At 44.7% G+C, this 23299-nt stretch carries 18 protein-coding genes and 3 pseudogenes; 16 read left to right on the forward strand and 5 right to left on the reverse strand.

All coding sequences use genetic code 11. The features are described from left to right. Positions 1-8 precede the first annotated feature (8 nt). A complete protein-coding gene (locus N5E87_RS22640; RefSeq protein ID WP_011711617.1) occupies positions 9-2426 on the forward strand; it encodes an Ig-like domain-containing protein in 2418 nt (805 codons plus the stop codon). A gap of 60 nt (positions 2427-2486) precedes the next feature. On the opposite strand, the pseudogene N5E87_RS22645 reads toward N5E87_RS22640, so the two are convergent. Further along, a pseudogene (locus N5E87_RS22645) lies at positions 2487-3404 on the reverse strand (IS5-like element ISSpu16 family transposase). A gap of 495 nt (positions 3405-3899) precedes the next feature. Further along, a pseudogene (locus tag N5E87_RS22650) lies at positions 3900-4851 on the reverse strand (IS30 family transposase). A gap of 192 nt (positions 4852-5043) precedes the next feature. Between N5E87_RS22650 and N5E87_RS22655 the strand changes: the two are divergent. The 7 genes from N5E87_RS22655 (at position 5044) to N5E87_RS22685 (ending at position 10796) form a co-directional block, all read left to right on the forward strand. Then, entirely contained in the window at positions 5044-5424 is a 381-nt protein-coding gene (locus N5E87_RS22655) for a hypothetical protein (RefSeq protein ID WP_256657328.1), read from the forward strand. A 136-nt stretch (positions 5425-5560) separates the two neighbouring features. Next, positions 5561-6076, forward strand: coding sequence for a DUF411 domain-containing protein (locus N5E87_RS22660; protein ID WP_011711622.1), 516 nt, complete (start codon positions 5561-5563; stop codon positions 6074-6076). Then, positions 6073-8091, forward strand: a complete 2019-nt coding sequence (locus tag N5E87_RS22665; RefSeq protein ID WP_083848294.1) for a copper resistance system multicopper oxidase — start codon at positions 6073-6075, stop codon at positions 8089-8091. Before N5E87_RS22660 ends, N5E87_RS22665 begins: the two co-directional genes overlap by 4 nt. A gap of 23 nt (positions 8092-8114) precedes the next feature. Further along, positions 8115-8828 carry a copper resistance protein B gene (locus tag N5E87_RS22670; protein WP_011711624.1) on the forward strand — a complete coding sequence of 238 codons (714 nt, stop codon included), beginning with the start codon at positions 8115-8117 and terminating at the stop codon, positions 8826-8828. Positions 8829-8943: 115 nt separating this feature from the next. Further along, positions 8944-9366, forward strand: a complete 423-nt coding sequence (locus N5E87_RS22675; RefSeq protein ID WP_011711625.1) for a copper resistance CopC family protein — start codon at positions 8944-8946, stop codon at positions 9364-9366. A 14-nt stretch (positions 9367-9380) separates the two neighbouring features. After that, a complete protein-coding gene (locus tag N5E87_RS22680) occupies positions 9381-10277 on the forward strand; it encodes a CopD family protein (protein ID WP_086904833.1) in 897 nt (298 codons plus the stop codon). A 75-nt stretch (positions 10278-10352) separates the two neighbouring features. Beyond that, the gene (locus N5E87_RS22685) at positions 10353-10796 is read left to right on the forward strand and encodes a nuclear transport factor 2 family protein (protein ID WP_011711627.1); all 444 of its coding nucleotides are present in this window, start codon (positions 10353-10355) and stop codon (positions 10794-10796) included. Between the two features lie 180 nt (positions 10797-10976). Here the strand turns inward: N5E87_RS22685 and N5E87_RS22690 are convergent, their stop codons facing one another. After that, entirely contained in the window at positions 10977-11528 is a 552-nt protein-coding gene (locus tag N5E87_RS22690; protein WP_086904834.1) for a CueP family metal-binding protein, read from the reverse strand. Positions 11529-12007: 479 nt separating this feature from the next. On the opposite strand from N5E87_RS22690, the gene N5E87_RS22695 reads away from it, so the two are divergent. The 3 genes and pseudogenes from N5E87_RS22695 to N5E87_RS22705 form a co-directional block, all read left to right on the forward strand. Next, positions 12008-12355: a hypothetical protein gene (locus N5E87_RS22695; protein WP_256657327.1), complete on the forward strand. Its 348-nt coding sequence runs from the start codon at positions 12008-12010 to the stop codon at positions 12353-12355. Positions 12356-12385: 30 nt separating this feature from the next. Continuing rightward, positions 12386-13186, forward strand: a complete 801-nt coding sequence (locus N5E87_RS22700) for a hypothetical protein (protein ID WP_256657326.1) — start codon at positions 12386-12388, stop codon at positions 13184-13186. 499 nt (positions 13187-13685) lie between these two features. Next, positions 13686-13895 (forward strand): annotated as a pseudogene (locus tag N5E87_RS22705) (transposase family protein); the annotation flags it as partial. Between the two features lie 208 nt (positions 13896-14103). Here N5E87_RS22705 and silS read toward each other — a convergent pair. Both silS and silR read right to left on the reverse strand, forming a co-directional pair. Then, positions 14104-15579: a copper/silver sensor histidine kinase SilS gene (silS, locus tag N5E87_RS22710; RefSeq protein WP_086904630.1), complete on the reverse strand. Its 1476-nt coding sequence runs from the start codon at positions 15577-15579 to the stop codon at positions 14104-14106. Then, positions 15572-16252 (reverse strand): copper/silver response regulator transcription factor SilR, encoded by a 681-nt coding sequence (silR, locus tag N5E87_RS22715; protein ID WP_011711632.1) that lies wholly within the window; start codon positions 16250-16252, stop codon positions 15572-15574. The genes silS and silR overlap by 8 nt, the downstream gene beginning before the upstream one ends. Positions 16253-16441: 189 nt before the next feature. Here silR and silC point away from each other — a divergent pair, with 189 nt between their 5' ends. From silC to N5E87_RS22740, 5 genes are all read left to right on the forward strand, one after another. Next, a complete protein-coding gene (silC, locus tag N5E87_RS22720) occupies positions 16442-17827 on the forward strand; it encodes a Cu(+)/Ag(+) efflux RND transporter outer membrane channel SilC (protein ID WP_037425949.1) in 1386 nt (461 codons plus the stop codon). A 28-nt stretch (positions 17828-17855) separates the two neighbouring features. After that, complete coding sequence (cusF, locus tag N5E87_RS22725; RefSeq protein ID WP_011711634.1) at positions 17856-18209, forward strand: cation efflux system protein CusF; 354 nt, start codon at positions 17856-17858, stop codon at positions 18207-18209. 113 nt (positions 18210-18322) lie between these two features. Further along, on the forward strand, positions 18323-19615 hold the full coding sequence (silB, locus tag N5E87_RS22730) for a Cu(+)/Ag(+) efflux RND transporter periplasmic adaptor subunit SilB (RefSeq protein WP_011711635.1): 1293 nt from the start codon (positions 18323-18325) through the stop codon (positions 19613-19615). Between the two features lie 10 nt (positions 19616-19625). Further along, positions 19626-22772 carry a Cu(+)/Ag(+) efflux RND transporter permease subunit SilA gene (silA, locus tag N5E87_RS22735; protein ID WP_086904629.1) on the forward strand — a complete coding sequence of 1049 codons (3147 nt, stop codon included), beginning with the start codon at positions 19626-19628 and terminating at the stop codon, positions 22770-22772. Positions 22773-22858: 86 nt separating this feature from the next. Further along, a complete protein-coding gene (locus tag N5E87_RS22740) occupies positions 22859-23299 on the forward strand; it encodes a DUF411 domain-containing protein (RefSeq protein WP_000758228.1) in 441 nt (146 codons plus the stop codon).

Here is a 23299-nt window from a genome sequence, read left to right on the forward strand (position 1 = left end):
GGCAGGCCATGCAAATTAATAAATCACTACTTTTAGGGCTGTGTAGCGTCATCTGCTCTGGCATGGCTAACGCGGCAGTAGAAGGCTTTTCGTATACAGACACCAACGCTACAGTGAAAACCACTGAGGGCTCGCTCATTAACCCTCAAACTGATGCGATGGTTTACCTCTCTGGAGGGCTTGATAACAAACTTAAGCTATCAGTCATCAACACCAGTGGAGTGACGGTGTTCAACAACACCACAGATTTTATTCGAGTTTCTGACAGGTTAAGCTTTTCTGGACGAGAATTTTACGGAAAATCAATAACTATCCCCAAATTGATGGATGGTTTGTATAGCCTTAAAATCGAAACGATTAACAGTTCTGGTACAACAATTGATCAGTATACAAAGGTTGTTGAAGTTGATACTGAGGGACCTATCATTGGAGACTGGTATGGAAATGGAACAAGCAATTATGGTGCCGAAACAGGGTCGAATGAGATTTGGTGGCTAAATACACAAAACACCGGCGAAGATTCGAAAATTTGGATAACGGATGTAAAAGGTGCGGTTTCAGGTTCTGTCATTGTACAAAAACTAAATTCCGATTCCATCGTATTAACAAGACCCATGGTCATAGACCAAGCAGCATTCAAAGCTGTGATAAATGCACAAACAGACTTATCAAATATATTACCGTCAAATAACGCTTCTGATCCATATTCAATGCAGGCTCAGCTATATGATGCAGCAGGTAACATCACTCGTTCAACTGTCAAAACATTCTATTACGACAACTATGGTGGGGCTCCATCTTCTCCTTTTGCAGTCTTCGACCCGGATGCAAACTTGGCTGAAAGTGTATCTAGTTCATTTGTAGGTTTTGTAGCTTATACTCCAGGCATGACAGTCAAAACCAACCCCGTTCGATTGTTATATAGAGTACCAGTAGATAACGTTCGAGACGCTGGAGTGAAAGGGGGGCTTGCTCTCGCGAACTCAGTGGGAGCGACAAATGTTATAATTAATGGTGAATACGGTTATTTTGATATGACAGCGCCATTTGGATATAACAACGCAAACCAAATTAAGTGGGTTGACTTTGGTCGATGGATGGCAGGCACTATCCAATACAATTTGTCATTGTCTGAAACTGCTTCAAAATCCCCAGTGTTGACGTCAGCAACATTTTTGTTAAATGACGTTCGAATGTCTATTACGACAGGGATCATGCATCATAATTCGATTTTGCCAGCTACAATGACTGATTTTGAGCTTCGGGTGCAGCCGCGGGATTACGTGCAACGCGCAAGTTTTCGTGGATATTCTTGCGACATTCCAGCAGGTGAGTCAATTTGTAGCTTAACGGGTTTAACATATGAGATGACCAAAGGTGGATATGGCTATTTGCACGATGCTATCGGTGTTGTGTCAGTGGGCCTGCCGATGGGAACACTTTACGCGAATTACAGCTACGGCGAATCAACCTATAACGATGCTCAATACCCGCAAATGACCAGTTTTAAAGTTGATACGACAACTAACACTCTTACTGCATTTGTTTATCTACCGGGTGCAGGCAGTTGGTTTGAAAGGTTAGTCATGAAGGCCGCTAGAATTAAATATGGTACAAAATATTTAAACCCTATTAGTTCAATTCGCAACGGTGTTAATTGGGAATACGTCTTTAACTTAAATTCTCTGCCGACTGGAAACCATTCACTAGAATTAGAGATGGTCGAGAATCACGGGCCTACCACTGTGTCCCCGCTTCAAACATTCAAAGTAGAAAACGCCACACCAACAATAAGCATTACCAATTCCGGTAGTGCAGTATTCAATGAAATTGTCGGGCTAGATGACTTGGTAGTGTCCATTGCAGATGAATCAAGCTACACCATCGATAGTGTTATTATCTCCGGCGGTTCAGCTAACGACACGGTTTATTTGGCCACTGTAAGTAAAGGCAATAACGTGTATTCATTGCAATATCCAAGGCTTTTCCCATCACTTACATCCGGTGAGATTTATACTTTAACGGTGAAAGCTACCGACGTTTTTGGCAACCAAGGCGTTAGTAGCAAGAGCTTTACTTATCAGCCGCCTAACATAGTAAATGTAGGCTCATTAACCACTCTTGCAGTATCTAGGGATTTAGCTAGCTCTGCAGACAAACCTGTCAGTGAAGTCGTCATTAATGATCTGAGAACAGTTGAAAGCCAGCTCGCTTCGGGACCGCAAGATGCTTTATTTACGTTACGCACTGACGCAGAAATAAGTGTTCAGGTACTTGGTCAAGTGGTAAAGCCAGGTCAAACGGTAACGTTAAACCCGGTGGCTACTTCGGGAGTCGTTAAATTTTCGGTGTATCCCGCGGCGAGCGGTCAAAAAGGGAAGGCACAGTTTTTATTTGAAATATTAGAAGTGAAGAGCAACATCTGATAAGGGCGTTGTTGCCTAAATCAATCTTAGGTATGCCTTTTCCTAAAAGGGTTCCTGGTATTAATTGACCCTCTGGCGAATAGGCATACCCAGTCCTATGACTTTGTTCATCACTTTCACACCAGCCAGTGCCTCGCCGACTTGGCCGTTGTAGTCCCGCAGGCTCAATTTCGGGCTAATCAGTTGCTTGTAACGATACATAGCTGTTTCTGACAGGGAGCGTTGGTGATAGTCATTCTCTTGTTTCCATTGTTTGAGTTCATCACTTTTCAGAGCGCTGACGGCCTCGTTTCTGGGATGACCTTCTTCCCAATAACCTGCATTTTTTCGCGGCGGTATCGTAGGTTTACACCCTCTGCGTTTCAGCAGCTTATGACATTTTTTGGTGTCATAAGCACCGTCAGCTGACACTTGTTTTACCTTGCGCCTTAGTGGGTTTAATAACGTTGGGAGAACCTCACTATCTGCCACACTCTCTAAACTGACTTCGGCTGCGATGACTTCATGTGTGGCCGCATCTATCGCAAGGTGCAACTTACGCCAAGTTCGGCGTTTTTCCTTACCATGTTTACGCATTTTCCATTCACCTTCGCCATATACTTTCAGTCCTGTGGCATCGACAACTAAGTGAGCAATCGCGCCTCGGCAAGGGGGGCGGTAGTTAACTTTGACTGTCTTTGCCCGCTTGCTGATGCAGCTGTAACCAGGTGAAGTTAATTGCAGACTCATCAAACTAAACACTGAGTTGAGAAAACCTTCTAGTGCTCGCAAGGGGAGATTAAACAAACCTTTGAGCATTAAGGCGGTTTATATCGCCGTGTCACTGTATTGAAATCCCCGACCTCGACCACCATGGTGTTCAGTGTGACACCAGAGGTTGAGCGCCTGCTCGTCTATCCAAAAAGTCAGTGAGCCTCGGTTGGTCAACGCCTTGTTATATTCCGGCCAATTGGTAATGCGAGATTTAGATTTGCCCATCTGATAGCGGTTTCTGCGTGGTATTCACAGGATCTGATCGCATCTGAGACGGAAGGTTCATTCATTTAGGCAACAACGCCCCGCAGAAGGAAAGAAGCTTAATAGACACCACATAGAAGCACTCAGTCAGCGCTTTGGTGTGCCTGTATCATTATTTTTTTAGCTCAGTGAATCAGACTTGCCTAGTCTGGTTCACGTGATAACATCTCGCTACACGCTTAGCTCGTCAACCAAAGGTGGCTAGCAAGCTGCCTTTGCACCGATGTTGTTACACGCTGCATTTATCCATGTTCGGGCATAAATATCTCCCTAACTCACAGAGTATCACAGGGTGAGATTATGCTTTGTAAATTCTGTTAACATTTAGCTATTTTGTTCTTAAGTCGACTTAATGCGAGATTATTGATTGATATAAATCATCCATAATCGAATGAAATTCGTTCGACTGGATAGGTTTGTCCCTAATTCAACTGCGAAGTGCGACACTCGCCAATATCAAGCAGCCAATACCATTTCTTTAAAGACAATCGCTGGTTGCTTGAAATCTAAACACTTTTTCGGTCGATAATTTATCCGCGATAAAGCGAATTCAATATCACTGTCTGTTACCGTTGTTAGGTCGGTTCCTTTCTTCACATATTGCCTTAAAAGACCGTTAGCATTCTCATTGGCTCCACGCTCCCAAGAACTATAAGGGTGGGCAAAGTAAACATCAGCCTCCAACTCCTTTGCGATGGTTTCATGGCCTGCAAACTCTCTCCCGTTATCTGCCGTGATGGTATGGACATGCTCCTTGTAAGGCATGAGTAGTTCTATGGTTGCTCTAGTGACATCATCCGCTGACTTGGATGGCACTTTCTTCACCAAGTAAAATCGTGTTTTACGCTCTAAAATAGTCACCATCGCCCCCGTGCCGTGCTTGCCTAATACGGTGTCGATTTCCCAATCACCAAATCGCTCCTTACTGTCAACTATGCTTGGCCTATCATCGATAGAAACCGCATTTTTGATCGCTGGTGCTTTCTCTTTTTTACCGCGACGATACCGCTTGTGACCTTGCCTCAAGTGGCGATATAACTTGCCACCCGAGCGTTTATCCTGCGCAACAAATCGGTAGATCCACTCATAGCTGACAGCGGCACCGACTTTAGTTAATACACTGGAAATCTGCTCTGGACTCCAATCCGCTTCTAAAAGGAGGCGGATAAAATCAACACGCTCCTGAGGTATTCTGTATTTACGCGCTAATGTGCGTTTTTTGAGTGATAACACCTGACTGAGCTTCGTTTGGGCAATAATGACTGCCCTTGCTGCCACGTTTAAGCTCCCGATATACCGTGGAGCGATGGCACTGAACGGTTTTAGCAATCTCAGAAACTGAAATCCCCCGTTCCAAAAGAGCAGAAATCTGGTATCTTCTGCCTTCGGTCAACTGCTGATAATTCATGGTAGTACTGCTTGTTTCTTTGGCGAGAAGAGCGTCCCACTTTTAGCAGTTGGCTTCCTCTTCTACACCTTTCCATGAATGTCGCACTTATTATCTGAAATCGGGATCGGGAATTATGTTTTTCAAATAAATTTTCATTGCTAAATGCAGTATTTTTCACTACTATTATTTGAAAATCGTTGGAGATATATTTTGCGTAGAATCCACTTAATCATGATGTTTGTTTTACTGACGTTTGTCGGTCAAACTTTTGCGTCTGTGATTATGCCTGGTACTATGCCAATGAATTCAATGACGACTTCAAATATGCCTGCTGAAAATGGCAAAGCATGTCATGACGCTAGTATGCAAATGAACATGAACATGGATATGGATATGAGTGATGGTGCGGATGATAGTTGCTGCGCCCAAGCGTGCCATTGTCCTGTCGGATCATGTTTATCAGTCGCTTTAACGATGGCGATGCCAACGCTTAAATCAGAAGTCAATTTAGTTAATGCTGCAACAATGTTTACCTCAGCACTAATGCCTCAGTATCGTTCTTCTTTATACCGTCCTCCAATATTTGCCTAACATAGGCACAGTTACGCCTTTTTTTTGCTAGCTGTCCTAGCCAATCATGTAGTTTCAATTTTTTAACCTTTTGGTTAATAAACTGACATTAAACCGCGTTGTTTAATGTGACGAAATTTGATTTGGAGGCAATATTATGTCTGCTCTATATCGCAATTCTATTAGTTTTTTTCGTGTCATAGGTACTATTTTTATTCTGCAAACTATGGGAGGGATATTAATTGCCCGTGCAGCAGAGCCCGGCACTACGGAGCCATTACTCACCGTTTATAAAGATGCTAATTGCGGCTGTTGTGAGAAATGGCTAACGCATATTAGTGAGCGTGGATTTAGTGTTAGTGCCCACAATATTAACAACCTTTATGAGTTTAAACAGTCAAAGGGCATTCCTGCTTCAATGCAATCTTGCCATACCGCTGTGTCATCTCAAGGTTATGTGTTTGAAGGGCATGTCCCTGCAAAATTCATTAGTCGTTTTTTAGCCACCCCTCCTAAAGATGCTATCGGCTTAACCGTACCCGCTATGCCAGTGGGCAGCCCTGGCATGGAGTACCAAGATAAATTTATGCCATATCAAGTCTTACTGTTGAAAAAAGATGGCAGTAGTGAAGTTTACGCCCAAGTGAACTCGCTTGAGGAGTCTGTACAATGAAATCGCAATACATGATAAAACCCATGATTCAAATGACAAACAGTGAACTCAACAACAGCCGACGCCGGTTTGTGTTTGGTGCATCCGCCATGTTGGCATTGATGTCGATCCCTTTCCCTAAAAATGCCGTTGCCAATGCGTTAAGCCAATCGTTGAGCCAGCTCTCTGGCAAAGTGTTTGACTTAACAATTGACTATAAAATGGTTAATTTTACCGGGAAATCTGCTCGAGCTACTGTGGTAAACCAATTACTGCCCGCGCCGTTATTACGTTGGAAAGAAGGTGAAACAGTCACCTTAAGAGTAAAAAATAATCTCGACCATGATAGCTCTATTCACTGGCACGGTATTATTTTACCCACCGAAATGGACGGTGTGCCTGGCTTTAGCTTTGATGGCATTAAACCCGGTGAAACATTTGAGTATCAATTTACCGTCCAGCAAAGTGGCACATATTGGTATCACAGTCATTCAGGCTATCAAGAACAAACCGGTTTATTCGGCGCTATTGTGATTGATCCAGCGACCCCCGATCCGGTTATATATGACCGTGACTATGTGATCATGCTGTCTGATTGGTCTGACGAAGCCCCTGAAAACATTTATGCCAAATTAAAGAAACAAGCCGATTACTATAATTACCGTGAGCGTACGGTAATGGATTTTTTCTCTGACGTGAATAAAAATGGCTTAGCCAATACGTGGAACGCTCGTTCGATGTGGAATAACGCGCGCATGAGTGACAGAGACATATCTGATGTTACGGGTTCAACTTACACCTATTTAATGAATGGCAATCCTCCGCAACAGGGCTGGCAAGGGTTGTTTGAACAAGGTGAGAAGGTGCGCTTACGCTTTATAAATAGTTCTGCTATGACCATATTTGATGTACGTATACCGGGTCTCAAAATGAGTGTTGTCGCCAGTGATGGTCAGAACATTCAACCGGTATCTGTGGATGAATTTCGAATCGGTGTTGCTGAAACCTATGATGTGGTTATTGAGCCAGAGGTTGATAATGCCTATTGTATTTTCGCTCAAAGTATTGACCGCACCGGCTTTACGGTAGGTAACCTTACCTCAGATGCCAGTTTACATGCTCCTATTCCCCCAATGGATCCAAGGCCAGTCCTTGGCCACAGTGATATGGGCATGGATATGAGTGATATGGATATGAGCGGTATGGATCATAGCAAAATGGACATGGGCGCTGGTGATATGTCAGGCATGGATCACAGCAAGATGGCTATGGGTGGCGGTGATATGTCAGGCATGGATCACAGCAAGATGGCTATGGACGGCGGTGATATGTCAGGCATGGATCATAGCAAGATGGCTATGGGCAGCGGTGATATGTCAGGCATGGATCACAGCAAGATGGCTATGGGTGGCGGTGATATGTCAGGCATGGATCACAGCAAAATGGCCATGGACGCTGCGAAAGCGACAGTCTCAGGACTAGGGCTTGCAGGCTTTGGCAGTAACAATGAAATTAAACACATTGACACCGAGTTCGGCCCACAAGTGGATATGCGTGCAGATGCGCCAAAAAGTGGTTTACACGATCCCGGGATTGGATTGCGTGACCATCAACAACAATTTAATCGCAAAGTATTAACTTATGGCGATATTAAAGGCTTACATCCTACCTACGACACGCGCCAACCTAGCCGCGAAATTCAACTGCATTTAACCGGCAATATGAACCGATATATGTGGTCTGTGAATGGGGTGAAATTTATGGACGCCGCGCCATTAGAGTTTGAATACGGAGAAAGACTGCGGATCACCTTAGTGAACGACACGATGATGACTCACCCTATGCATTTGCATGGTATGTGGAGTGAGTTAGAGACAGGCGACCCTGATTTTATTCCCCGTAAGCACACGGTATTAGTTCAGCCGGGTTCTAAGATCAGTTACTTAGTCACCGCCGATGCAAAAGGGCAATGGGCATATCATTGCCACTTGTTATTCCACATGCCAGGCATGTTCAGAAAAGTCGTGGTGAAATAAGGGGTATACAAAGGGGTATACAGATGAATAAAACGAATTTAGTGGCATTGGGACTGTTGAGTCTGAGCGCCTCATTGGCTAGCTCAGCTGTGTTTGCCGGCGGTAATGATGATCCTCTATTAACAAAAGTCATGCTGGATCAATTTGAAAAAGGCGTGGATCCGCAAGATCCTACCCAGTTTAGTGCACAAGCCTGGTTAGGTTACGATTTGAATAAGTTGTGGCTTAAAACCGAAGGTGAATATTCAAATAGTGATAAGCAAGACCTTGAAATTCAGGCTCTTTACAGTAAGCCCATCGCACCATACTGGGATGTACAATTCGGTATTAAAACCGATATCAAACCGACGCCGAACCGTAATTGGGCTGTGATTGGGGTTCAAGGGTTAGCGCCATATTTTTTTGATATTGACGCGGCCTTATTCATCGGTGAACAAGGCCGTACGGCTATGCGGTTGAGTGCGGAATATGAACTGTTAATCACTCAAAAATTGATACTCACACCTGAAGTAGAAGTTAATTTATTTGGTAAGGACGATGCTGAACTTGGAATAGGCTCAGGCTTATCTGACGTCAGTGCAGGGCTGCGATTGAGATACGAGATTGTTCGAGAGTTCGCACCCTATATCGGTGTTGATTGGCGTCAGAAGCTCGGTAATACCGCCGATTACGCCCGAAGTGAAGGGGAAGATACACAAGAAACCCAGTTTGTTATTGGTTTTAGCGCGTGGTTCTAAGACCTCGTTCGTACACTGAGTTATAAGCTTGGCGCCAAGATGTTAGCTAAGCCAATATTAAATCATTTATGTAAACCGTTTTTCGATCGTTAAAAACAATATAAAAGGAAATATCATGAAATTATTTAACAACGTTTTAGTCGTAACAAGTCTATTCCTGAGTGCTTCAGCATTTGCTCATGTCGGACTGAGCAGTTCTATGCCCCCTAACGGTGCCATGCTAAGTCAAGCCCCAACAACGCTTGAACTGACCTTTACGGCTCCGGTACGTTTGGTCAAATTAACAATGCAAGATGAGAAGCAGCAAAGCGTACCGTTAACATTACCTTCAAGTGCGGCCAGTCAAGCTGAATTTTCATTCGCCCTACCAGCATTAAACGCAGCTAATTACACAGTTAACTGGATGATCATGGGTGATGACGGTCATAAGATGAAAGGCAACATGAGCTTTATGCTTCACGACTCTGGCATGAACACTCGCAGTGCACCGCCTATGACAATGGAGCATGAGACTAGCGAGCACACTGCACATCAATAAGTGGATGAGTAAACATGATATTAACCGTATTTGAAATATCGGTGTTGATATCTAAATGGGTTATCTATCTGAGTGTTGCCGCTGTTATTGGCGGCACATTGATGCAATACCTCATTAAGGGTCAACTTAATCTGAGCATTAGCGTTGCAAAATATACCGGCCTAGGTGCCGTATTGGGATTGATTGCCGTTAGTATCAATTATTTTGCGCAAATAGGGGCTTTTGCTGAAAACGGCTTGATGGGAATGTTCGATGCGCAGATGCATGCTTTTCTGTGGCCAACCCAGGTAGGGCAAACGGTGCTTTGGCGCTTAATCGGTTTTGGGTTAATGCTAGTGGCTAGTGGTTTACTGTTACATAAGAACCGTTATATCAAAACGTTTTCTGCGGTACTATCGATTCTCAGTTGTCTGTTAATTGCTGTCACGTTTACTTTTATTGGCCATAGCACTGAACTGGGATTGCTTGCTCAAGGCTTAATATTGATACACGTGTTGATCATTGGCAGTTGGATAGGCGCTTTTTATCCATTATGGAAATTATGCTGCACCGATGACCACATCGTCATAAAAAATGTCATGGATACATTTGGTCGTTTAGGCATAGTGATTGTCATTCTAGTGTTGCTTTCAGGCATGGGAATGGTGTGGATGTTGTTTGATAGTCCCACTGAATTAATCAGTTCCGATTATGGTATTGCGGTCACCATCAAGCTCTGTTTGGTGGCTATCATTTTACTTATAGCAGCATGGCATAAATTGGTTTTAGTACCGAAATTAACGATTGCGAACCCATCACTCGCAAAACAAAAACTACAAAAATCGATTGGATTAGAAGCAGTAATAGCAGTACTGATATTAGCGACTACAGCGGTACTTTCGAGCGTACTAGGTCCTATGAGTCTTGGATAATCACTATAAATTGACAGAGAGATAAAAATGAATAATCGCCCTTTAACAATGCTCATAACCACCGGGGTATTACTGATGTCCGCAGGACAAAGCTCATTGAGCTTCGCCCATGGTGATGAAACACACCCGATAGAACAAAAAGCGTTTATCGGTGTTGATTCCGCCGCGGGCAATGTTGTCAAACATTTTCATGCTGCATTACAAGCGGGCAATGAGGTTATTGTTAGGCAGTTATTAGCAGCCAATGTTCAAATTTATGAAGGTGGAAAAGTAGAGCGTTCACTTACAGATTATGCCAATCATCATATGCTTGCGGATATGGCTTACTTAAAAGGGTTAACCATAACGCCAAAAGAACACCAAATAACGATTACGGGTGACATTGCTATTTCAACGTCAATAAGTCACGCCCAAGGTGAATATAAGGGTAAAAGTATTGACTCGATGACCATGGAAACGCTTGTGTTAATTAAACAAGTGGATGGTAGTTGGAAAATAACCCACGTGCACTGGTCGTAACTAATAAGAATTTCATCAACCAGATAAAGGATTATCTTGAGTTACTTTGTAGGTGCTCCCAAGAAAACCACAAAGACTCACGTCATGTTAATGCATGATATTTTATGGAAAAGGATTTCCATTTTTTTATATAAAAAAGACCGGAGTAATTCCAGTCCTTTTACAAGCCATATTTAAATATTAACTTTCAATAAGTTTCATAGTTGTAATGCAAGTTCTATCGTTATTGAAAGTAGACAATACTTCTCTCGCCACTCTTTTGCTTCCGTCTTTTGCTTCATAGTAAATATTAAATGCTAAGTTTTTATCTTTTGGAACCCAAAAGTCTATAAATCCATCACGTTGTGTCGTCATTTTTTTGTCTATTAATGTTTCACCTGTGTCAGTATCAATCATGACAACTTTCATTGTTTGATTTATTATCTCTCCGGTACAACCTGTTAAAACATGATTCGTACATGGATGAGAACTATTAATGTACGGAGCTATTGAAAGAAAGAATTGATCTTTTGGTATTGCTACAGAACTACTTTTACCATCTGAGAAAGTTGCAACTATTCTATCGGGTAATACTTTTATCATTATCCCTTCATTATTTTTGTATAGTGTATGTGCTGTTGTAACAGCACTCTTATAGTCTAAATTTTTAAACGTTTCTGCATTTATTATTGTGGCATATGATTGACTTGAATATGCAACTATAAGTGCTAATAGAATGTGTTTTTTAATCATGGTCTGAGTTTTCCTATATAGTTTATAAAATATTTTTATTTAAACGTGCCTCGCTTTTTTTATTGTAACGATTGTGGTTATATATATATTGATCTAATTCACATTATTGATATTGGCCTGATGTTTTTGGTCGTTTGTTTTTTTGTTTTTTTGTTTTTTAAATATATGCTTTAACGCTGTATTCTCCTAGGTTTTTAGCTCAGGTTTTAAACTTGCGTCTTCATATAATTTTTCTACCTAAGTTTTTAAACTTGGGTTTTAAACCTATGTTTATTTTAAATTAATATTTATGTCGGTTTGATATTTTTTTGTTAAATAGATCACTGTTAAAAATGCTCTAGTTTGTATTATCGATTGGGTTTGTAATTTATTTGTTTATCTTTGATTTTAGTTTTACTTAATATAGTTTCTTATTTGTAACTTAACGTTAATAAGGTTTGTATGTTTAAATATAATAAATATTTTTGGTGTTATTAGCAATGAGTAATAATGCACTCTCTAATGATGATATTGAGAGTTTTTCTGAATGGATACACAATGGTAATGTTGGAGGTACAGCGAGATCGTACTATTTCGAACAAGATTTTGACGATTCAAATACAGAGAATAGCTCGATTTGGGTGAATGGTGGTAATGTTACTTTTAATACATCAGAGTTTAATGGGTTTAAATTGGGAGGAGAGGTACAGGGGTCATACGTTAGTAATATCAATGATGATGATACAACTGCGGGAGATATGAACGCACAAGGTCTTGTATTATCGGAAGCTTTTTTGAAGTATCAGTTTGGTGATACTGTGTTTTCTGGAGGTAGACAACACTTTTAATCACCCCTTATCGCTAACTCAGGTTCAAGATTGATAAATGAATCTTTTGAAATGTATCAGGTGTCTTCAAGTCATTTTGATGGTACTGATATTTCGATTGGATATGTGACTAAATATCAGACTCGAACAGATAAATCGTTTTATGTTGATAATGAATTTGTTGATTTTGATTTTAATGGTTCTGGCTCTCCTGGCGATTTTTATAAAATAGGTAATGATGGCGTTTTTTTCGTACAAGTTAACAAGCGAATCGCTAAAAAATTCAAAGTTAACTCACAGTACGCAAATGTAATAAATGAAGTCCAAGCACTTTATGCGGATGTCGAATATACATTGCCAACTAACTTTAACAGTAATATTGCAATGCAATATTACAAAACTAAGTGGGATAAAAATGAACTAGTCGATAATGATCTTTTGGGCTTTAAAGTAGGTTTCAGTCAGGGAGGAGTAGATTTTTTTGCTGGTTATACATTAGCTGGAGGAAATGAAGGAGATAATAGAGTTTTTAGAGGCATTGGTCAAGGAGCTTATTATCAGTTTACTGCCACTACTAAAACTGCGGGTGTTGGGGCATTTGAATCTGGAACAAATTCGTATCAATTGGGGTTAGGTTCTGCTATCTCTAATCTTAAAGGTAAAATATTTTATACATCTTTTGACAATCCCATAGTGGGAAAAGATTTAAATGAATGGACGGTTAATCTTGCATATCAATTTGATGGTAAACTCGAAAATATCGGTATATCAATTGATTTTTCAATATTGGATTATGAAAACAATCAAAAAGACGCTACAGATTTAAGAACGAAATTCACTTACAGCTTTTAAAGGTTGTAAATGTTTTTGACAAATGTTAATTCCCTAATAATTATATTGTAATTGTAAATTCAGGTCGTGTTAATGGGTGTGCTTGGGTTTACAATTTTATATGAAAATACGTCTAGATGATTAAAGTTGAAAAACTTGTTATTTGATAATTTATCAATATCTACGTTTACAAAAAAATTCATCTTGAATGTATTTTAGAACCAGGGGGTTACACAGGGTGAGATTATGCTTTGTAAATTCTGTTAACATTTAGCTATTTTGTTCTTAAGTCGACTTAATGCGGGATTATTGATTGATATAAATCATCCATAATCGAATGAAATTCGTTCGACTGGATAGGTTTGTTAACCAATTTAACAATTTATAATCCGGCCCTGGGGGGGTTACAAACATAAGCAGGGCGAGATCGTGAATATATTTTAACCGTTTTGAGCTAAATTAGACGGACGGCATCGATTATGCTCTTATGCTCTCTTTTTCTTATAGAGAGCATAAGAGCATGTACCTTGAAGCCTTCACATCACATTTCAACTCGATTGCTGACAGCCGACAATCTGCCAAAGTGACTTACCCGTTGCATGATGTATTGTTCGTCACTCTGTGTGGTGTGATTGCTGGCGCCGAAGGTTGGTCTGAGATCCACGATTATGCTGTCGGGCACCATAATTGGTTTAAAGAAAAGGGAATTCTGACCGAAGGTGTCCCTGTCCGGGGGAAGCACAACCTATATTTTCATTTCCATAACTGAAACAAGTTCGGCAGTGTTTATTTCTCCGGGAATTGGCTGGATATTCATTTCCTGGCGTACTCTGACGCCGGGTATTGATGAAGCAATCCAGCCTTCCTGATAAGTATCGAATGGCTTCTGTTTGCTGCATGACAGGCTAATGACATCTTTGTCATTTAAATCTTTATTCTCAGTGTTGGGGCTCCGGAATCCTTTGCTCCAGTCTGGGCACGGATAAGATAAAACGAGTTGAGCGTACGTCCGATTCCACCTGCACTCTTCCGTGATGTGCTTCCACGATTGACTTCACAATTGCAAGGCCGATGCCGCTGCCTTCTCCTTTTCGTTGTCTGGACGGATCCACCCGATAAAAACGGTCAAAAAGCCTTGATAAATGCTCTTCAGGGATTGGTTTCCCCGGATTTTCAATCACCAGGTCAAAAAAGCTCTCTTGCTCTCTTATTGAGACGGTGATTGCCTGTCCCTCCGGGGTATAACGCAGGGCATTGGATAACAGATTATTGATCGCTCTTCTGAACATTTGTGGATCTCCCTCAACCAGGCAGGGCATCCCGTTAAATTTGAGCGTGATATTGCGTTCTTCGGCCCAGGCTTCGAAAAACTCGAAGACTTTCATGACTTCTGCTCTGAGGTCAAACCGGACCCTGTCAGGTATAAGCTGATTATTGTCCGCCTGCGCCAGGAACAGCATGTCGCTGACCATTTTGGTCATCCGGTTATACTCTTCAAGACTGGAGTAGAGGACATCCTCAAGTTCCTTCTGGGTTCGATCCTGACTCAGTGCGATTTCAGTCTGCGTCACCAGATTGGTGATGGGCGTTCTGATCTCGTGCGCGATATCGGCAGAGAAATTGGCCTGGCGGGTAAAGACATCCTCAATCTTTCCAATCATATGATTGAACGAGATAACCAGCTGTTCCAGCTCAATGGGAACGCGTGTCGGTTCCAGCCGCGCATCAAGATTCTCGGAGGTGATGCTTTTAATGGCATTGCTGACATTACGAAGGGGCAGGTGCCCCTGACGGACAGCGATGCGAATGATCAGAACAATCAGCAGGCTTATCACGACGGCAATCGCAATCAGATTTTTTTTCAGCGCATCGAGGTAATGGAGATGGAAATTAATGGAGAGGCCAGTCAGCATGACATAGTTCTGCTGTTTGCCCTGAAATATCGCCTGGCCAGAGGAGGCGATAATCCGGTATGTTTCCATCTTCATTTCAGACTCGGTATCCATCGGTCTCGCAGGATCCTCCACCGTCCAGAGAAAGACATCCCGTGCGTGGCTGTGCTCGCTAAAATCTGCTGAATTCACGGCCGGGCGTAGTGCTGCCCCCTGCGCTGAACTAAAGAGCACCTCACCCCTGGGATTGAGGAGCAAAAGGGCAACGTTGCGGTAGCTGGCAATCGATTCCTGTATTTTGCTTACTTTTTTTTCATCTGGATCTTCCGGGGACTGGAGTATACGGTTCAGTGTGGTGCTGATTTGTTGAAGATCGCTGACATCCTGCTCGGCAAAATGATTTTCAACAGAATGCAGCATAAACCAGGTGAAGGCGATAAAAGCCAGTATCGTGGACAGGCTGATAAAAAAGGTCAGCCGCAGGGAGAGTGAAAAAGGGTGCCTGGAAGGTTTGCTATGCATCCGGGACCTCCAGCATATAGCCCACGCCCCGGACTGTCTGGATCAGCTTTGTCTCGTAATCGTTGTCTATTTTAGCGCGGAGTCGCTTTACGGCGACATCAATCGCGTTAGTGTCGCTGTCAAAATTCATGTCCCAGACCTGAGAGGCAATCAGGGAACGGGGAAGAACCTCTCCCTGATGGCGAATGAAAAATTCCAGCAGGCTGAACTCTTTACTGGTGAGCACAATGCGGTTTCCGGCGCGACTGACTTTTCTGGATACGAGATCAATCGAGAGACCAGCCACCCTAAACTGGCTTTCCGTGATCATCGTGTTTCCCCGCCTCAGAAGGGTTTTCACCCGGGCTAGCAGTTCGGCAAACGCAAAGGGTTTAACCAGATAATCGTCCGCACCCAGTTCCAGTCCTTTGACCCTGTGTTCGATCGTGCCGAGGGCCGTCAGCAGTAAGACCGGCATACCCTTTCCGGCAGTGCGCAGCATCCGGATGATATCCCAGCCGTTCATATCAGGCAGCATGATGTCCAGAATGACTAAATCATACTCGGCTGTCATGGCGAGATGATATCCGGTAAGACCATTATCAGCGTGATCCACTACGAACCCTGCCTCTCTAAGCCCTTTGCTGAGATATTCACCTGTTTTAATTTCGTCTTCGACGATCAATATTTTCATCTTGCTCCCCGGCTGGCTGCTAAGGTCATTCTATTGCGCCCACGATCATTATCAACGGATTACAGCAAAAATGACAACATTGTCATTATCCTGTCACCCGACAAACAGAGAGCGTTCGGTAAAGTACCCCTATCAATACTCTGGACTTCATTTGAACCATTTACCAGGTCTGCCAGGATGAGAAGCGTTATGTTCAAATTAAAATTACTCAGCATTAGCACGATATTCATCCTGACCGGTTGTGTCTCTCTGGCACCTGAATATCAGCGCCCGGCAGCACCGGTACCCCAGCAGTTTTCACTGTCCCGAAACAGCCTGACGCCAGCAGTGAATGGTTATCAGGATACGGGCTGGCGTAACTTTTTTGTCGATCCCCAGGTTACCCGGCTGATCGGGGAAGCCCTTGCTAATAACCGTAATTTGAGAATGGCTGCCCTGAAGGTTGAAGAGGCCCGGGCCCAGTTCAACGTCACGGATGCAGATCGTTATCCCCAGCTGAATGCCTCATCCGGGATCACCTACAGCGGTGGTCTGAAAGGCGACAAGCCGACCACACAGGAGTACGACGCGGGTCTGGAACTCCGCTATGAGCTCGATTTTTTCGGCAAGCTCAAGAACTTGAGTGACGCTGATCGCCAGAACTACTTTGCCAGCGAAGAAGCCCGTCGGGCTGTACATATCCTGCTGGTCTCCAGCGTTTCACAAAGCTATTTCAGCCAGCAACTGGCGTATGAACAACTCCGTATCGCGCGGGAAACGCTGAAAAATTACGAACAGTCCTATGCTTTCGTTGAGCAACAGCTCGTGACCGGGAGTACGAATGTGCTGGCGCTTGAACAGGCCAGGGGACAAATCGAAAGTACCCGCGCTGAGATAGCCAAACGAGAAGGCGATCTGGCTCAGGCAAACAATGCCCTGCAACTGGTGCTGGGAACGTACCGTGCACTGCCGCCAGAAAAAGGGATGAAAGGCGGTGAGACCGCGCCAGTTAAACTGCCATCAAACCTGTCGTCACAAATTTTGCTGCAGCGACCGGATATTATGGAGGCGGAATACCAGCTGAAAGCTGCTGATGCGAATATTGGCGCAGCGCGGGCGGCCTTTTTCCCGTCCATTACCCTGACCAGTGGCCTTTCCGCAAGCAGTACGGAGCTGTCCAGTCTCTTCACGCCAGGAAGCGGAATGTGGAATTTTATCCCTAAAATTGACATTCCTGTTTTTAATGCCGGCAGGAACAAAGCCAATCTCAAACTGGCAGAAATTCGCCAGCAACAGTCGGTGGTTAATTACGAACAAAAAATTCAGTCCGCCTTTAAGGATGTTTCCGACACGTTTGCGCTGCGCGACAGCCTTAGCCAGCAACTTGAGTCACAGCAGCGTTATCTTGATTCACTTCAGATAACTCTCCAGCGAGCCAGAGGATTGTATGCAAGTGGTGCTGTCAGTTACATCGAAGTGCTGGATGCAGAACGTTCCCTCTTCGCTACGCAGCAAACCATTCTCGATCTTACCTATTCCCGACAGGTTAACGAAATTAATCTGTTTACTGCGCTGGGTGGCGGTTGGGTAGAATAAATTTATTTAATTAATCAGGAAATTAAAAATGCGTAATTCACTTAAAGCTGTTTTATTTGGTGCCTTCTCTGTCATGTTTTCTGCCGGTCTTCATGCTGAAACACATCAGCATGGCGATATGAATGCTGCCAGTGATGCTTCGGTACAGCAGGTTATCAAGGGCACCGGTGTCGTTAAAGACATTGATATGAATAGTAAAAAGATCACCATTTCGCACGAAGCAATCCCTGCGGTGGGCTGGCCTGCAATGACCATGCGCTTCACTTTTGTTAATGCAGACGACGCTATCAATGCCCTGAAAATCGGCAACCATGTCGATTTCTCGTTTATTCAGCAGGGCAATATCTCCTTACTCAAAAGCATTAACGTTACGCAATCCTGATTGACTGTCCGGAGCGAATACATCCAGTGCGCCTGAACATTCATTAAGGGATTACTGTGAATGAATGATCGGGCGCATATGCCAGGTGTTTTGATTTTTCAGCGAGAAATTGTATGGCTTCTTTAAAGATAAAATATGCTGCAATAATTATCAGCAGCCTCCTAGCAGGAGGGCTGATATCGGTTACTGCCTGGCAGTATGTAAACTCATCACAAAAAACAGTACAAACAGAACAAAAGGCACCGGAGAAAAAGGTACTTTTCTGGTATGACCCGATGAAACCGGATACCAAATTTGATAAACCCGGAAAATCTCCCTTTATGGATATGGACCTTGTGCCAAAATATGCTGATGAAAGTGGCGATAAAAGTAATGGCGGGATCCGTATCGATCCAACCCAGGTTCAGAATCTGGGATTAAAAACGCAAAAAGTCACGCGAGGAATGCTGAATTATTCTCAGACAATTCCGGCTAATGTCAGTTACAACGAATATCAGTTTGTCATTGTGCAGGCGCGCTCTGACGGTTTCGTCGAAAAAGTGTATCCCCTGACTACTGGCGATCATGTGAAGAAAGGCACTCCGCTTATCGATATCACCATTCCTGAATGGGTTGAGGCACAAAGTGAGTTCCTGCTGCTATCCGGTACAGGCGGTACGCCAACCCAGATAAAAGGGGTTCTGGAGCGACTTCGTCTGGCTGGTATGCCGGAAGAGGATATTCAAAGACTGCGTTCAACCCGCACAATCCAGACCCGTTTTACCATTAAAGCACCTATTGATGGTGTCATTACTGCATTTGACCTGCGCACCGGCATGAATATTTCGAAAGATAAGGTGGTGGCTCAGATTCAGGGGATGGACCCGGTCTGGATCAGCGCTGCAGTGCCGGAATCTATCGCCTATCTGCTGAAAGATACGTCGCAGTTTGAAATTTCGGTACCGGCTTATCCGGATAAAACATTCCATGTCGAAAAATGGAACATTCTTCCCAGCGTGGATCAGACAACCCGTACGCTTCAGGTCCGTCTCCAGGTTTCTAATAAGGATGAGTTTCTCAAGCCGGGCATGAATGCCTATCTGAAACTCAATACCAAGAGCCAGGAGATGCTGCTGATACCAAGCCAGGCCGTTATCGATACCGGCAAAGAACAGCGCGTGATTACTGTTGATGATGAAGGCAAGTTTGTGCCGAAACAGATCCACGTTCTGCATGAATCACAACAACAGTCCGGCATCGGCTCCGGCCTGAATGAAGGCGATACCGTGGTGGTCAGTGGTCTGTTCCTCATTGACTCCGAAGCCAATATTACGGGCGCGCTGGAACGTATGCGCCATCCTGAAAAAACAGAAAGCAGTATGCCAGCAATGTCTGACCAGCCTGTAAATAGGCATTCAGGGCACTGAGGAGACGACGATGATTGAATGGATTATCCGGCGCTCTGTCGCCAACCGTTTCCTGGTCATGATGGGGGCCCTGTTTCTCAGCATCTGGGGTACATGGACGATTATTAACACGCCAGTCGATGCCTTGCCTGACCTGTCAGATGTGCAGGTCATTATTAAAACCAGCTATCCCGGCCAGGCCCCGCAGATTGTAGAAAACCAGGTCACCTATCCACTTACCACCACCATGCTCTCCGTACCTGGCGCAAAAACTGTGCGTGGTTTTTCACAGTTCGGTGATTCGTATGTATATGTCATTTTTGAAGACGGCACCGATCTGTACTGGGCCCGTTCCCGCGTGCTGGAATATCTGAATCAGGTTCAGGGAAAACTGCCCGCCGGGGTGAGTTCTGAAATCGGTCCGGATGCCACGGGTGTGGGCTGGATTTTTGAATATGCCCTTGTCGATCGCAGCGGAAAACTCGACCTTTCAGAACTGCGTTCTCTGCAGGACTGGTTCCTGAAGTTTGAGCTGAAAACCATTCCTAATGTCGCTGAAGTTGCATCCGTAGGCGGCGTGGTTAAGCAGTATCAGATCCAGCTTGACCCGGTAAAACTGACGCAGTACGGCATCGGTCTGCCAGAAGTAAAACAAGCTCTTAGCTCATCTAACCAGGAAGCCGGTGGCTCATCTGTTGAAATTGCTCAGTCAGAGTATATGGTCCGGGCCAGCGGTTATCTTCAGACTATTGATGATTTCAAAAATATCGTCCTGAAAACGGGGGAAAATGGAGTACCTGTTTACCTGCGTGATGTTGCCCGCATACAATTGGGACCGGAAATGCGGCGTGGTATCGCTGAGCTTAACGGTCAGGGCGAAGTCGCTGGCGGAGTGGTGATCCTGCGTTCGGGCAAAAATGCACGCGAAGTCATTACGGCGGTGAGGGATAAACTGGACACGCTGAAGGCAAGCCTGCCTGAAGGAGTGGAGATCGTAACGACATACGATCGCAGCCAGTTAATCGATCGTGCGATTGACAACCTCAGTTACAAGCTTCTTGAAGAGTTTATCGTTGTTGCTGTCGTTTGCGCACTGTTCCTCTGGCATGTCCGTTCTGCCCTGGTGGCGATTATTTCTCTGCCACTTGGCCTGTGTATCGCCTTTATCGTCATGCACTTCCAGGGGCTGAATGCCAACATTATGTCGCTGGGAGGGATTGCAATAGCCGTCGGAGCGATGGTGGATGCCGCCATCGTCATGATCGAAAACGCGCATAAACGGCTTGAGGAGTGGGACCATCAGCATCCCGGGGAACAGATTGATAATGCCACCCGCTGGAAGGTTATCACTGACGCCTCCGTTGAAGTGGGTCCAGCGCTGTTTATCAGCCTGCTGATTATCACATTATCGTTCATTCCTATTTTTACCCTGGAAGGGCAGGAAGGGCGTCTGTTTGGTCCGCTGGCCTTTACAAAAACGTATTCCATGGCGGGTGCAGCCATACTGGCAATCATTGTTATCCCTATTCTGATGGGGTTCTGGATCCGCGGGAAAATTCCTGCTGAGACCAGTAACCCACTGAACCGGTTGCTGATTAAAGCGTATCACCCGTTACTGCTCAGGGTACTACACTGGCCAAAAACAACCCTGCTGGTTGCGGCTTTATCCATTTTCACTGTTATCTGGCCACTGAGTCAGGTGGGCGGCGAGTTTTTACCGAAGATTAACGAAGGTGACCTGTTGTATATGCCGTCAACGTTACCTGGCGTGTCTCCTGGAGAAGCTGCTGCGCTCTTACAGACCACGGACAAACTAATCAAAACGGTGCCTGAAGTGGCCTCAGTTTTTGGCAAGACCGGTAAGGCTGAGACCGCCACGGATTCTGCTCCGCTCGAAATGATGGAAACCACCATCCAACTGAAACCTGAGGATCAGTGGCGTCCAGGCATGACGATTGACAAGATTATTGAAGAACTCGACAGGACCGTCCGTTTACCGGGTCTGGCCAACCTCTGGGTACCGCCTATCCGTAACCGTATTGATATGCTCTCAACCGGCATTAAAAGTCCGATAGGTATTAAGGTATCGGGTACTGTTCTGTCGGATATCGATGTAACAGCACAGAGTATCGAAGCAGTCGCTAAAACCGTACCTGGTGTGGTTTCCGCACTGGCTGAACGACTGGAAGGTGGACGTTATATTGATGTGGACATTAACCGGGAAAAAGCTTCCCGGTACGGGATGACTGTGGGCGACGTCCAGCTGTTCGTCTCTTCAGCAATCGGTGGGGCTATGGTGGGTGAGACGGTTGAAGGCGTGGCCCGGTACCCTATTAACATTCGCTATCCGCAGGATTACCGTAACAGTCCGCAGGCGTTGAGAGAGATGCCAATCCTGACCCCAATGAAGCAGCAAATTACGCTGGGCGATGTTGCCGATATTAAGGTCGTTTCCGGACCAACCATGCTGAAAACCGAAAATGCCCGGCCAGCCAGCTGGATTTATGTTGATGCCCGCGGCAGGGACATGGTGTCGGTGGTGAACGATATTAAGACGGCCATCAGTGAGAAAGTGAAACTGAGACCGGGGACCAGTGTGGCATTCTCAGGACAGTTTGAATTACTCGAGCACGCCAATAAGAAATTAAAACTGATGGTACCGATGACGGTGATGATCATCTTCATCCTGTTATATCTGGCATTCCGCAGGGTTGATGAAGCCCTGTTGATCCTGATGAGCCTGCCGTTTGCCCTGGTTGGCGGGATATGGTTCCTGTACTGGCAGGGCTTCCATATGTCAGTGGCGACCGGAACCGGGTTTATCGCCCTGGCCGGGGTGGCAGCAGAGTTTGGCGTGGTCATGCTGATGTATCTGCGTCATGCCATTGAAGCGCACCCGAAATTGTCCCGTAAAGAGACGTTCACACCGGAAGGCCTTGATGAAGCCCTCTATCATGGTGCCGTACTGCGTGTCCGGCCGAAAGCCATGACCGTGGCGGTGATCGTTGCGGGTCTGCTGCCAATACTCTGGGGAACCGGTGCAGGTTCAGAAGTCATGAGCCGTATCGCGGCACCCATGATTGGTGGGATGATCACGGCTCCGCTGCTGTCCCTGTTCATTATTCCTGCCGCCTACAAATTAATCTGGCTGCGCAGACATAAAAAAAGCGTGTCCTGAACCTGAAAGGGCACCCCCTGTGGGTGTCCTTCTTTACTGATTCACCCTGACGTCAGGGTTTATATCGATAATATACAGAGGTGAGTATGAAAAAAGTGGTTCTAATGGCGCTGGCTCTCGGCCTTTCACTACCCGCGATGGCGAGTGAAAAAGTGATTGATATGTACAAATCTGAAAACTGTGGCTGTTGTTCCCTGTGGGGCAAAGCGATGGAAAAAGACGGGTTTGAAGTACGAACTCACGTCATGAATGATCAGGCGCTGTCAGCCCTGAAAGAAAAGCATGCTATTCCTGCAGGACTACGAAGTTGTCATACCGCGGTTGCCGGTAATTTGATCATTGAAGGCCATGTGCCTGCGACAACGATACATAAGGCAATGCAGTCTGGTTCGGGTATATACGGTCTCGCCACCCCCGGTATGCCAGCAGGAAGTCCTGGAATGGAGATGGGAGCCCGAAAAGAGGCTTACGATGTTATCGCATTCTCACCGGATGGAAGTAAAAAAGTCTTCCAGCGAATCGAATAG

This window comes from Shewanella sp. GD03713, assembly GCF_029843705.1.
Classification (GTDB): Bacteria; Pseudomonadota; Gammaproteobacteria; order Enterobacterales; family Shewanellaceae; genus Shewanella.

What these genes read in the sequence shown, in the direction of transcription:
- silB (WP_011711635.1), top strand. Translation starts at nt 18,323, where the DNA reads ATGGCTTCTTTAAAGATAAAATATGCTGCAATAATTATCAGCAGCCTC.
- N5E87_RS22660 (WP_011711622.1), top strand. Translation starts at nt 5,561, where the DNA reads ATGTCTGCTCTATATCGCAATTCTATTAGTTTTTTTCGTGTCATAGGT.
- N5E87_RS22665 (WP_083848294.1), top strand. Translation starts at nt 6,073, where the DNA reads ATGAAATCGCAATACATGATAAAACCCATGATTCAAATGACAAACAGT.
- silC (WP_037425949.1), top strand. Translation starts at nt 16,442, where the DNA reads ATGTTCAAATTAAAATTACTCAGCATTAGCACGATATTCATCCTGACC.
- N5E87_RS22675 (WP_011711625.1), top strand. Translation starts at nt 8,944, where the DNA reads ATGAAATTATTTAACAACGTTTTAGTCGTAACAAGTCTATTCCTGAGT.
- N5E87_RS22690 (WP_086904834.1), bottom strand. Translation starts at nt 11,528, where the DNA reads ATGATTAAAAAACACATTCTATTAGCACTTATAGTTGCATATTCAAGT.
- N5E87_RS22640 (WP_011711617.1), top strand. Translation starts at nt 9, where the DNA reads ATGCAAATTAATAAATCACTACTTTTAGGGCTGTGTAGCGTCATCTGC.
- silA (WP_086904629.1), top strand. Translation starts at nt 19,626, where the DNA reads ATGATTGAATGGATTATCCGGCGCTCTGTCGCCAACCGTTTCCTGGTC.
- silS (WP_086904630.1), bottom strand. Translation starts at nt 15,579, where the DNA reads ATGCATAGCAAACCTTCCAGGCACCCTTTTTCACTCTCCCTGCGGCTG.
- N5E87_RS22670 (WP_011711624.1), top strand. Translation starts at nt 8,115, where the DNA reads ATGAATAAAACGAATTTAGTGGCATTGGGACTGTTGAGTCTGAGCGCC.
- N5E87_RS22740 (WP_000758228.1), top strand. Translation starts at nt 22,859, where the DNA reads ATGAAAAAAGTGGTTCTAATGGCGCTGGCTCTCGGCCTTTCACTACCC.
- silR (WP_011711632.1), bottom strand. Translation starts at nt 16,252, where the DNA reads ATGAAAATATTGATCGTCGAAGACGAAATTAAAACAGGTGAATATCTC.
- cusF (WP_011711634.1), top strand. Translation starts at nt 17,856, where the DNA reads ATGCGTAATTCACTTAAAGCTGTTTTATTTGGTGCCTTCTCTGTCATG.
- N5E87_RS22685 (WP_011711627.1), top strand. Translation starts at nt 10,353, where the DNA reads ATGTCCGCAGGACAAAGCTCATTGAGCTTCGCCCATGGTGATGAAACA.
- N5E87_RS22695 (WP_256657327.1), top strand. Translation starts at nt 12,008, where the DNA reads ATGAGTAATAATGCACTCTCTAATGATGATATTGAGAGTTTTTCTGAA.
- N5E87_RS22680 (WP_086904833.1), top strand. Translation starts at nt 9,381, where the DNA reads ATGATATTAACCGTATTTGAAATATCGGTGTTGATATCTAAATGGGTT.